Source organism: Parvibaculum sp. (genome assembly GCF_035325945.1).
GTDB lineage: Bacteria > Pseudomonadota > Alphaproteobacteria > Parvibaculales > Parvibaculaceae > Parvibaculum.
Window position 1 is genome coordinate 1 of sequence record NZ_DAOKYX010000059.1, and the last position, 2316, is coordinate 2316.

General features: G+C 67.7%; 4 protein-coding genes. 2 read left to right on the forward strand and 2 right to left on the reverse strand.

The window, feature by feature from the left end:
- The first annotated feature begins 17 nt into the window (after window positions 1-17).
- On the forward strand, window positions 18-521 hold the full coding sequence (locus PKA57_RS14855; protein WP_324301931.1) for a phage holin family protein: 504 nt from the start codon (window positions 18-20) through the stop codon (window positions 519-521).
- 2 nt (window positions 522-523) lie between these two features.
- Window positions 524-1015 (forward strand): RT0821/Lpp0805 family surface protein, encoded by a 492-nt coding sequence (locus PKA57_RS14860; protein ID WP_324301933.1) that lies wholly within the window; start codon window positions 524-526, stop codon window positions 1013-1015.
- Window positions 1016-1024: 9 nt separating this feature from the next.
- On the opposite strand, the gene PKA57_RS14865 is transcribed toward PKA57_RS14860, so the two are convergent.
- A complete protein-coding gene (locus PKA57_RS14865) occupies window positions 1025-1474 on the reverse strand; it encodes an NfeD family protein (protein WP_324301935.1) in 450 nt (149 codons plus the stop codon).
- A 3-nt stretch (window positions 1475-1477) separates the two neighbouring features.
- A partial coding sequence (locus PKA57_RS14870) for an SPFH domain-containing protein (protein ID WP_324301937.1) occupies window positions 1478-2316 on the reverse strand: 839 nt, incomplete at its 5' end.

Below are 2316 nucleotides of genomic sequence, written 5' to 3' on the forward strand. Positions count from 1 at the left end.
GCGATAGGAGAACCGCCATGCTCGATCCGACCCCCAATATGCGCCGCCTCGCCGAAGCGGAACTGCTGCGCGCCGAAATCGAGGCCAAGCGCTTCGCCCGCCGCGCGACCTGGCTCGGCCTCGGCGCGCTCTTCGTGACGCTCGCCATCATCATGCTGGTGCTCGCGGCCTATTCCGCCCTGTCGCAGATTTACGGCCCCGCATGGGCGGCGGCGATCATGGGCGGTGTACTCGTCGTTCTCGCCGCCATCGCGCTCCTTCTCGGCGCCAGCAAGAAGGAGGGACGCGCGGCGCGCCTCGAGATGGAACTGGCGAACCGCGCCGTGGAGGACGCGAGGCGCGAAATCCGCCGCGACTTCGAAATCCTTGAAAAGCGCCTCGACGAGCTGAGCATGGGACTTCTCGGCCTCGTCAGGGGATCGGCGCAGAACCTGCCCATCCTGACCCTCATCCTGGGCGCGCTCGCGGCGCTGAGCCCGGCGCTGCGGCGGATCATCATGCCCTTCCTCAAGAAGGACTGACCATGAAGAGCCTCCACATCCTCGTCTGCTCCGCCCTCGCCCTTGCGGCCTGCGCGCAAAGCACGGCCCCCCAGCCCGAGGTCACTGAAAAGCGGCCCGTCCCCCTCGTCAAACTGCCGGTGGACGATCGCGGCTCGGGCCTCATCGGTCCCGGCGGCGGCGCCCTCCTCGGCTCGGCCTTCGGCGCGGGCGGCGGCTTCAAGGCAGCCGTCATTGCCGGGCTTGCCGTCGGCTATGCGGTGGGCGGCTCCAACGGCCCCACGCTTTCGGGCCTTGCGGCCTCCGAGCATCGCCGCGCCATGGCTAAACTGATGGATGTTCCGATCGGCGAGAGTGTGCGCTGGTCGACCGCCGCCGAACAGGCTTCAGGCACGATCACGCCCACCCGCGAATACCGGGACAAGGACGGGCGGCGCTGCCGCGACTTCAACGAGACGCGAAGCGTCCGCGCAACCCATGGCGCGCTGTCCGGCACGGCCTGTCTTCCCGCCTGATCGCGGGTTTCAGCGGACCGCCTCTACGATCAGGATGCCGCTCTCGGTGCCCGTCACATGCACATCGGCGCCGGCCGGCAGATCCGGCCCCTCCACGAGCCAGAACGTGTCGCCGATGCGGATCTTTCCCCGCCCGTTGTGGATCGGCTGTTCGAGCGTGAATGTGCGCCCCACATAGCTCTGCGCCCGCTGATTGAGCAGCGGGCGATCCGTCTCGATCGCATGGCGGCTGAAATAGCGCCGCGACGCCCAAACGGCCGCGACTGAAAGCATGGCAAAGAGCGCCACCTGAACCGTGACCGGGAAATCGACGACGAGCAGCAGCGCGCCAATGATGGCGGCGGCGGCGGCGAGCCAGATGAAGAAAACCCCCGGCACCAGCAGCTCGAGTATGCCGAAGACCGCGGCAAGCACCCACCAGGTCCACATTCCGATTTCCTCGAGAGCGATATCGGGCATCGCCTAGCTCCCGCTCGAGACGGGCGGAACGGAGCCCGAGGACGGGCGCGGACCCTGCGGCCGGCGCGGCGCGCCGTCATGCCCTCCGCCCATCGCCTCGCGCGCCAGCTCGCTGATCCCGCCAATGGCGCCGATGACGCTCGCCGCTTCGAGCGGCATCAGCACGAGCTTCTGATTGGGCGCGGCGGCCACGTCCCTCAGCGCATCGACATATTTCGAGGCGACGAAATAATTGATCGCCTGCACATTGCCGCCCGCGATCGCGTCGCTCACGACCTGCGTCGCCTTCGCTTCGGCCTGCGCCTGGCGCTCGCGCGCCTCGGCATCGCGATAGGCCGCTTCGCGCCTGCCCTCGGCCTCCAGAATGGCGGCCTGCTTCTGTCCCTCGGCCGCGAGAATGGCCGCCTGGCGCCTTCCCTCCGCCTCGAGGATCGCGGCGCGCTTGTCGCGCTCGGCCTTCATCTGGCGCGCCATGGAATCGACGATGTCGCGCGGGGGCGCGATGTCCTTGATCTCGATGCGCGTGACCTTGAGCCCCCAGGGATGGGTCGCCTCGTCCACGACGGTCAGCAGCCGCGCATTGATGGAATCGCGCTGCGAGAGAAGCTCGTCGAGATCCATGCCGCCCATCACCGTGCGGATATTCGTCATGGTGAGGTTGAGGACCGCGATCTTCAGATTGTTGACCTCGTAGGAGGCCTTCGCCGCGTCGAGCACCTGATAGAAGACCACGCCGTCGACCGTCACCATGGCGTTGTCGCGCGTGATGACTTCCTGGCTCGGCACGTCGAGCACGGTCTCCATCATGTTGACCTTGGAGCCGATGGCGTCGATGAACGGCG